Genomic DNA, 10,285 nt, shown 5'->3' on the forward strand with positions numbered 1-10,285 from the left:
AACACAAATGTTTTATCTTGTTACATAAACTTAATTAAAAGTACTGAGTGATATATAAGCTTAATAGACCTCTTGCAAAAGTACCAGTTCATTGACTTAAACTGACGAAGCTACAGGCGCTAGCGATGACTTATGCAAGAGGTCTAATATGTTAGCATCTACCATGTTCTATCATAATTCATAAAAAAATCATTAAATAAATGACAAGCTTGCAATTGGGGTGTATTAAACTTTCTTTGATAGGTATCTTATTGTTAGGAGGATTGCCACCCATTTGATGTACATCCCAGTAGAACTAGCTAAACAGATCCTGTTAATCAATTAATAGACCACTCAAAATAGACTGATATAATGGAACTACTTATATCAGACTGCTAAGCTCCTCATATCTATCAAGGCCAATTATGACCACATACATACTCGATACTGAAACCACAGGGCTTGTTGAACCGCACATGACTGAGGCCGCCTACTCTATTGTTGATATCAGCGATGGTAATATAATTGTGTTGCAGGAGCCGAGAGCCAAGCGCTTCAACCCTCTAAAAGAAATCAGCTTGGGCTCTATGGCAATATCACATATCTGTGATGAGGATGTGGCAGATGAGCCACCTCACACAGACTTTCGACTACCTAGTAGTGTTGAGTACTTGATTGGTCACAATATTGTTTTTGATATGGCCGTTCTGAAAAATGCTGGCGTTACTCATAGTCCCAATCTGATATGTACCAATGCAATGGCTAACTACCTGCTTCCTACGCTTGAGAGCCATAAGCTAGTATCCCTCCTCTATCACTTTCACCGTGATATAGCCCGTGCTCAAGCAAGGGATGCTCATGCTGCTATTGCTGATATTTACTTCACTGAGCTGGTGCTTGGTAGTCTGATTGATTTAGCGAATAGCCAAGGTCATGAGATAAGTGATGTGGAAAGCTTATATGAATTTAGTGAAATGGCACGTATACCCACGCATTTAAGCTTTGGTAAACATAAAGGTGAGGCTATTGCAGATTTAGCCACTAGTTCTGAGGGTGCTGGCTATCTTAAATGGCTGCTTAAACAGGACAGTGTTGACCCTTATTTGGCTCAAGCATGCCAGCAAGCATTAGAATCTGTATAAATACACTGATGTCGTCAGTTTTATAGTCGAGCTATGCTCAAAATTGAGATAGATACTAGAAATATTTAACGCTCAAGTAGATCAAGTTCTTATTAAAACTATAACTTATTAGGTAATAAACCCCTCATATTATGGTGTTTAAAATATCGTTAATATCTGCATATGCCATGAATCAATCTTACTCTGATAAGTTATAAAAGCTCTATATGCTATTATTTATATAGTGTAGAGGGCTGGAGAATGAAACTTACTTTTCTTAGGTGACGCTATTAATATCGGGGTTTGTTGTGATCAGAGTCGGTTGTCACTCTGAAGCGCTTATGACGACGGCATTTGATACCATGTTCATCAAAGGTACGTCTCACCATGTATAAGCTAATATCAAACCCTTGCTCTGTCAGCTTTGCATGCAGTCGATCATAACCATAACGTTCTTTACTTTTCAATGTGAGCGGCTTTAACCAGTAGCTCGCAATGATTACGGTGTACCTGCTGCTCACTAATGTCACGATTTATCCAGTCATAATAGCTTGATGGCTTAACATTAAGCACGTGGCACATAGTGGTGATGCTAAAGAAGAGCTGGTTATCTTTGATAAAGGCGTACTTGATTAGCTGTGCTTTGCGAAGTACGCCGTCGCCTTTTTTAGGATCTCTCGTTCCTCTTCAGCCATCTTGAGCTGCCGTTTAAGACGCTTGTTTTCTTCGATCACCGATATGAGTTCAGGATCATATTGAGCTGTTCCTGCAAGTTTGCCTTGATTGGCTTTATTGTGCCAATTAGATAAGGTCTACATGGCGATACCAAGCTGCTTTGCGGTCGCTGAGATATTGCCATTATTGTCCGCTATCTTCTTGACGGCTTCTGCTTTGAATTCTGTGCTATGAGTTCTGATTTTCTTGTCATAGTAAACTCCTTGTCGAGTCGCTAGTTTACCAAGTTTATCTCTACGGTTTCTTCAGCATAGCTCATTAACTTAGGAGGTTATAATTTTAAAGAATTTTTAATTGCTGTTTATTTTTATTAAGGGATATTTTTGAAATTAATATCAATAGCGAAGAATAATTCAATGCTAGAGTAGACCCAATATTAATTTAGACTATAACTTATTAGGTGACACCCCCCCCTAATACTATGGTGTACAAAATATCAATAACATCTTCATATGCCATGGATTTATTTTACTCTGATGAGTCGAAAAACCCCTACATACTATTGTTTATAAAGCGTAGAAGGCTGAGTTATGAAATTCACTTTTCTCAGATGATGTTGTTAATATCGAGGTTTGATCTAGAACACTTTAATGACAAAATCACTCAAGCAGCTCTAAGTAAATGCGATGGCAATGTTCCTAAAGCTGCTCGACTGCTTAATATTAGTCGAGCCAAGCTCGACTATCGACTGAGTAAAGCCAGTCAAAGTAGTAAGTGACGGCAGTTTTTTAAGTGACGGTTTTTATCTTGGAGATATCAAGCCTAAACCTGGTGCAATATATCTCAGACTATTATCGGTAAATGATTTATATAAAGTACTCCAGCATTATTAATACAGTCATATAAATATTAAGTTTATAAATAAATTATCTAATAACTTAAGTCTCCGATAATCCCGAGGCGGTTCATTAGTTATAAGCTAGCTAATTGAGTGGAAATTCTAAGATCATAATCCCATAGCTCTGGATAAACATAACTATGATCACGCATAATTTCAATTGCTTGTAAATGAATTCTTTGAGCGATCTTATAGTATGAATAAGCTTGGTTGGAGTTAGTTCCATTTTTTTCTAATAAAAACCCAGCTTTAATTACGTCTGTTTCAAGAATTTCAGAAGCACTTCTAACAGGATCGATATTATTTAGTATTTTTATTTCTTCATAAACATTTTCGACTTTATCAAGTATTAAAAGCAATAGATCTAAATGACGACGGTTACTTTTAATTGCACAAATTACAAATGCATTGCCTAGTGAATGTAGCATATTAGAAACAAATGTATAATCGTTATTATTTCTTATTTCGACTAAAGTATTCTGAGAAAATTTGAACTTATTCTCTAAGACTTCATATAAAGTCGCATCATTTTCGTAGATAGGATATAGAAATAATTCTATAGGATTTTTAATATTACTCATTTCAATATTCTTAGAATCATAAAAACCAGTACCATCATCATTTACAAAAATCATTCCTTGTAAGAACCAGTCTATTTGATGTTCAATATAAATAATCTTACTAAAATATAACTGATAATGTAGCGAGGTCACACTTTCAAAATCCTGTTGAGCCAAATTCTTTTTTCGAACTTTATTGTGAAGCATGGCTCTACTAAAATAAACTCTTAATAAGAATTGATTTAAATCATTTGACTCACCATAGCCTCTTTTATCTACTCTATAGACTCTTAAATATTCAAGCTGTGCTATCGATTCTGAATAATCTACTAAACCTAATTCTAAATTAACTTTGTCTCCAAGAGACTCATAAGCAGTTGCTCTACAGAAAAAGAGGACAGCTATCCTAGATTTAATATTAATTAATATACAAGCATTCTTTCGATCCAGATAGTTACAGCATACATCAATGGCCTTACTATACTCTTCAATAGCTAATACAGTATCCGTATAAGATATTGTCTGGGCTCTATTAGTTAGGATATCTATATATTGACAATAGTCATAGTTATCTAGCTCTACGTAAGAAGCACTTTTAGTTGCTATATTAAACCACCAATTTGAACCGTCTAAATCACTAATATAAGCAAAGTAACTCTTAGTCAGATAGTCCTTTTGTTCTGCTAATTTTATATCGTTTCTAATTTTACTCTCGAACAAAACTCTTTCCCAGTACTGTAGGTGATATAGCCGGGGCATAATTCCTTTTGCTTCAGTTCTGAAGCTAACTACTCTATCCCTACTGTACCTACCTTCAATTAAATAATTAAGTTGAAATAACTTTATTTCTGTATAAGCTTTAGATGCTAATACAGGACTATTCAAACTTTCTTGTAATTCAATAGAAACGTTAAGAGCTTTGTCGATTTCTTTTAAATACCTTAAACCATATCTTTTATAAAAATCTGACTGAAACCTACCTAAGATTACTGGCGGATTTCTAAGAAAACCTTCATATATACAAATAAATTCATTGTAACTATTTAGCGCACTCTCTTTTTCTAAATTCTGTGTATATAAACCAGCCTTAACCAACAACATTTTTTGCTTTATTTCTAAAATAGAAATTCGACTAGCACTTACAGTTTTATTATTTTCATATCCTTCCAATAATAACTCAAATTCCTTTAATCTCTCTATAAAAAGAACTGAGTATTCAATTGCGGAATCTATATCGTGTATATCTTTATAGAAATATACAATACTCGTATAAACATAATAACAACTGCATAGAATACTAACTTTCTCAACAGCCTCAGGTTCTTTTTCAATTAAATAATTTATATTGCTTATTAGCACCTTTAAATCAGAAATACCTTCCAAGCTACCATATTCATCTTGCCTACAGTCAAACATATATCTAACATTCATACGTATATTTAAAACATTACTATGAAAATATCTGGAGAAATTCAATAAAGGTTTATCTTTCTTCAAAACATCTAATAAACCAATCTTATCATAGAGTATTGAGTTTAGAACATTCTGAACTTTAGACATATATGTAAAAATTACTCGATCTCCCTTATACTCTATATCAAGATCATCATCATAGTAATTTAATCCACTAATACACTGAGAATATGCATCACGCCACTTAAAAAATTCCTCGTCGGATTGATCATTAAAACCATCTAGCTTGAAAGCAACATATCTATTTCTCTCCTCCAAAATAAGTGGTTCATAAAAACAATCTACCAAACTAATAATAAATTCAGCTTTTTTATTTTTATCATCTCTTAAGTAAACTGATGCACATTCAATATAGAGTGATAATACTTTATTAATAAAATTGATATCTATATTTAAAAATTCATTTCCTCCCATACCCTCTTTATTTTCAATAAGTAATCTTTGTAATGAAAATAAATCTCTTTTAAATAAAATCTCTCTTTGAAATATCTCATTAATCGTATCTACTATATAACTAGCTTCTTTTACTTCCTCATCTAATATTCTTTTTGATGTAAGTATGCTTAGCTTTTCTCCTAAAAGATCTAGATAAGAACCGTACCACTTCATAAGTGAATATCTAGAGCTATCCCTATCATCATTTATATATTTTTCAATTAATCTCTCTTTCTCCATAAGCTTAATATTTATGAGACTACCTATGCTTTCAAGAGCTGGTTTTACATCAGTTTCATACGAATCATATTTAACACCATAATTCTGACTTACATAATTGGTAGTTGCAGATGTCACATCATGAATTGACCTTATATCTTCATAAGTTTTTAATAAACTATCTTCTAGTAGCTTTGGTACATATTCATTTTTTGATTCCAACTTATTCTTTATACTCTCTAAAATATCTTTTTGCTCTATAGTATCCTTAGTAATTTTAGAGTTGTCAGAATGGTCTAGGAAATAATGGCTTAATCTACTTCGCAAGGTTTGAGCTAAAGAATATTGATACTTTAGTGGTGAGGTATCTTTATAACTTCCTATAATCTCACGTAATATAACTACTGCACTATTCATATCATAAAAAGTCTTTTCTCCAATCCCGTTACAATCAGATAATTTTAAATACTGGTTTACTAGCTCATATTTTAAATTTTTATTATAAGTAATTGACTTTCTATACACCTCATAAACTGATTGAGTTTCACATAATTCACCTATGCTATCCCCTTGATATAAGCTGTAATATCTGTCACTTTCTGAAAGCTTAATTTCCTGGCTCAGTACTTTAGCTCCCATTAGCTCAATTTTCCATTGCAAACTATCATGTACCTGCATTAGATTTTTCGAGTTATAAGCTTCCGCGTGTAATTTCATAGAGTCTAGATACTCTAAACACTCTATTAGTAATAACTTTGCTTCTGTTAGCTCATCATTGTAGCTGCCATCAATTAAAGGACCATTCAATTTAGAAAATTTATTACTTCTTGATAGGCTTTCTAGTAAAAGTATTACTTTATTATCGTAACTACTGACTATATCCGCTCTACTTAATATTGCTGTCTGGTTATAATTAAGTTGCGCATAGTCTTCATGTTCCATGTAAGATAATAAGTCTCCACGGTTTAAATAATTAGTAGCTAACTTGGTCCAGACTTCATTGACTTGATATTTCAGATTATCTGATTGGTAGCATTTCAACTTATTCTTAACACTTTGTGTATTTTCCTGACAGAAAATCTCCATATTTAGCCAGGATAAAGCACGTCTAGCAAATAGATCTAATTCATTTATCAAGTAGTTATGATGGAAAAAACTACGTATTGAGTTACTCTCTATAATTTTATTATAGTAGTTAGTATCAAAAAATATACCTGCTTCACTAGCAATTTTTGCATGGCTCAAAGCATATCTATTTAGGTAATTAATGTCTGGAATAGAATTATCCTCAAGGTCAATAGCTATTCGATTACCATCATTTTTAACAATATATCCATTTAAATAATCATAGTCATACGCATCTATCCAAGGTTCATAAAAATGGATACTAAGACGCTTATGCCACTCCTTAACAGCACCTTTCCATCTTTTATTGATATAGGAGTTCAATTCTTTTAAGCCTATTTTATATTTGGCTTGTTCACTACTACGCTCGACTCTCATCAAGCTCTTTATAGTAAACAATGAAAAAATGAATTGACTAGAATATGCTCCATGTGCTTCGTTTAAAAGCCCTGCCAATGTACTCGCATCTATCCCCTGCCATGATGGCGAGTACCCCAAATCAATTGATTCTCCATCGATTTGCATTGCTTCTGTCTGTATACTAATATCAGTATAAAAAGCCTGCTCGCAAGCAGTTAGCAAGGTAATAATATCTTTAATAGCTAAAAACCCTTTGCTGTTTTCCCCTAAGACGTATTCTAGTTTATCTATAAAGTATCCATATAATTCTTTACCATAAGGCAATTTATCCAGATCTGCTAGTGAGAGTTGTTGAGAGCTTATCTGCTCAATTAACATACTAAAATATAGAAACAAGGCGTCTGATTTATCTAATAACATTTCAAATATATCATTATGATACTTTTTTGGAACATCCTTCAATAATTTCTTCAGGTTGCTATTGAAATGGTCTCTTAATACCGATAAATAACCTTTATCATCTTTATTAATAATAACTTGATAAGTATTATCTGATAATTTTTGCTTCAAATATCCTTGCATCCAGTAAGGGCAATCTTTGATTGGTCGAGAGGTTAAAACGATATATATATTATTGTTGAGTTTATTAGAATTCTTTGTAGGTAATAGATCTACAATACTCAGCTTTGTAAAATCATCTTCTTTGGGCCTACCTACTTCGTCAAGTCCATCAATTGCAATGATTAGCGTATGATTCTGTAGCTTCTGCGGTCTACAATCCCAAATCTCATTAACCCAATTAACTAGCATATTATCAGGTGTATTGCTAATATCTTGTAAATCAATTCTAGGTAGTGGCTTATTACCACTTCTTTTAGCTAGCTCTTTCTGTAACTCTATATATAAATGTTCAGTGAAATGATGAGCGAAATAACGGTATTCTCTACTTATATGAAAACGAAGTATTATAAATTTCCCACCTAAGCTTTTATCGTTCAATCCCTTAATGAATGTACTTTTACCCATATGTGCAGGTGCTTGCAACCAAAACAAGCCACTATCATATGCATCATCATTTAAATAATCACTAATTAAATTATTCAAGTAAATAGGTGGTGTGTAGTTAGCTTCTAATTCTAACGACTTCATTTCAAATACATTTAGTAAAGACTCACTTATTGAGTCTTGATCGACTGTTTGTTCTTCATTAGATTTGGCATCAAACTTCACGAAGTTGTTTCTACTAAGAATTCTTATCAGATTCTTATTTTTATCAGTAGCAAGCTTTAACCGATGCCCTGATAAATAATCAATACAAAAATAACGGTTTTTTGCGACACCATCAAAAATAAATACGTCTTTTAAATTACAGTATGTACAAACTTTCGCCTCTATAAATGGGGATAATTCAATGACTTGCTCTGGATTGTCTTTATTAACAAGTAATAATTTATTAGAATCAATTCGATGAAGACTTGCATTAAATGGGCTTAACGATTCATGTCTCTTCTTAATACTTTCCCATCCCGTCATCTGTAATCTATCAGCATTAGAAGAACCATTTACTAAGAACAACTGATACCTTCCCCAAGGGTTTTCTTTACCTAGTAAGGCATGCAGCTCGTTAATTAATTTTTCAAATTCTTTGAACTGCTCACTATAATCAATTCGTAAAGCACCATGCCCAATTTCTTTGTTACGCCACTCGACCATCCTATTTAGCCAGCTGGTTAATGAAGTTGGCTGAAATTTTTCTTTTCTGCCCTCTTGTTTTTCTTGATAAGAATATAACCAGCTAGCTACTCTAGATCCGACATCATAGTTACTGTTATCGTTATTAGATAATATTAGATAGGATACGTTCCTCAAAATGCTTAACCAAGTACCAAGAGACAAAGGTTTTGATAACAGCTCAGTGGAAACTATATTAAACTCTTCTGAGTCATTGATAAAATTTTGAGCAGATAACCATTGGTACATATTAATCGCAGAGAATTTAACTATAACTTCTACAACATCCTTTAATTGAAGCATTGCAGAAACAAACTGACCCTGTTTAAGCACCTTTTGCAATTGCTTATATTCGTGTGCTATTGGAGCAGGATATTCATTTAGTACAGTCCATTGCCAATCATCAGACTCACTAAGGGCTTTACAAAACAATTGCTCCGTTAACACCTTTACGTCTGACCACTGATTTACACATAAAGTACAGATAAAGACCTTAGGTTCAGCAAGCCAAAGTATCTTTTCAGATTGACATTTAGGACAGTTTTTATCATTCATTGTAGTTTAACCCTGAATTCTATGAGTATTTTAATAAAGAAATAGTTGCTTTAGATAGGTTTTAAAATGTGAATTAGTAATTCGTGCTAAGGCTCACACCTAGGCATAGGTAGGTTTGCATTTTAGATAGACTCATTTATATTTATAATTAAATTTTACTCAATAATACACGCTCTATTTTTTCTAAAAAATAGAGCGTCATTACAAGCTAAAATAAAGGGGCTGTAGTAGATAAGGACTAAATATCACACCATTTTCTCAGCGTTTTAAGCTGATGAGACGGTGATCCATAGTTGAATCTAAACTCGCACTCTTTTAAAAACAAATGGAAATGCTTCTTATCAATCCCATTATATTTTCTGAGTGTTCGTTTAGAATGATTCCAAAAGTTTTCAATAACATTGTCAAGCCAGAGGGTATTTTCAGACTTACATTTAGGGCAATTATTACTAATTATCATCACTCATTCCTTGATATAATTTATACTGTTGCGGATACTAGGGCGTGTCCTCATTTCAAAAATGATAATAAAAATGAGATAAATTGCAGTTAAACAAGGAAAATAGCGCAGATAATATCGGGATACTACCTAGCTATTTAACGATGTTTGGCAAAATTTAATCATTTTTAACTCATTTAGATATGATCGCTTGAATTGAGGACATGCCATAGACCTTTAACCATCTATATATTATTTGTTAATTATTGTCATTGCGTTTAAATTTGCATATAAGGTATATGCTTAGTTAATATTTATAATAGTGAACTAGATTCCACGAATCAATATAATTATAGAACTGATAGATTTAACAAATCCTCTAGCGGCAGCTCCTTACCAGCTCTTAAGCGTATACAATATAAAAATAAAATTTAGTTTTAAAAGGTATAACCTGAAAACAGTAAGATAAAAAATTAGGTAGTCTATAATTAGGCCGTGTTGAACATTGGCGATAAAGTGTTGGCAAAAAAGATAGCGAACGTCTAGTCTTTAAGTTCTCACACCAAAAGATCACGTTCGCTATGCCTCGTACCATGCTCAAAGATGAACACTGGACTAGACTAAGACCTATCTTACTAGAACTGAATATTTATGACAAAGGAAATCTAAGACAAACAGTTGAAGGTATACTTTATCGAATGCGCGTTGGTTGTCC

3 protein-coding genes and 3 pseudogenes are annotated in these 10,285 nt (G+C 32.9%); 3 read left to right on the forward strand and 3 right to left on the reverse strand.

Translation table 11 applies throughout. From position 1 onward, the window contains the following. The first annotated feature begins 404 nt into the window (after positions 1 to 404). Positions 405 to 1,121 (forward strand): DNA polymerase III subunit epsilon, encoded by a 717-nt coding sequence (locus CAN34_RS05405; RefSeq protein WP_089554777.1) that lies wholly within the window; start codon positions 405 to 407, stop codon positions 1,119 to 1,121. Between the two features lie 281 nt (positions 1,122 to 1,402). Here CAN34_RS05405 and CAN34_RS05410 read toward each other — a convergent pair. Further along, a pseudogene (locus CAN34_RS05410) lies at positions 1,403 to 2,017 on the reverse strand (transposase); the annotation flags it as partial. Between the two features lie 371 nt (positions 2,018 to 2,388). Between CAN34_RS05410 and CAN34_RS14665 the strand changes: the two are divergent. Then, complete coding sequence (locus CAN34_RS14665; RefSeq protein ID WP_368039467.1) at positions 2,389 to 2,553, forward strand: helix-turn-helix domain-containing protein; 165 nt, start codon at positions 2,389 to 2,391, stop codon at positions 2,551 to 2,553. 194 nt (positions 2,554 to 2,747) lie between these two features. Here CAN34_RS14665 and CAN34_RS05420 read toward each other — a convergent pair whose 3' ends face one another. After that, positions 2,748 to 9,131 carry a hypothetical protein gene (locus CAN34_RS05420; RefSeq protein WP_089554779.1) on the reverse strand — a complete coding sequence of 2,128 codons (6,384 nt, stop codon included), beginning with the start codon at positions 9,129 to 9,131 and terminating at the stop codon, positions 2,748 to 2,750. A gap of 238 nt (positions 9,132 to 9,369) precedes the next feature. After that, positions 9,370 to 9,534: pseudogene (locus CAN34_RS05425) on the reverse strand (IS1595 family transposase); the annotation flags it as partial. 617 nt (positions 9,535 to 10,151) lie between these two features. On the opposite strand from CAN34_RS05425, the pseudogene CAN34_RS05430 reads away from it, so the two are divergent. Beyond that, positions 10,152 to 10,285, forward strand: a pseudogene (locus CAN34_RS05430) (IS5/IS1182 family transposase); the annotation flags it as partial.

This window comes from Psychrobacter sp. DAB_AL32B (assembly GCF_002224105.1).
Taxonomy (GTDB): domain Bacteria; phylum Pseudomonadota; class Gammaproteobacteria; order Pseudomonadales; family Moraxellaceae; genus Psychrobacter.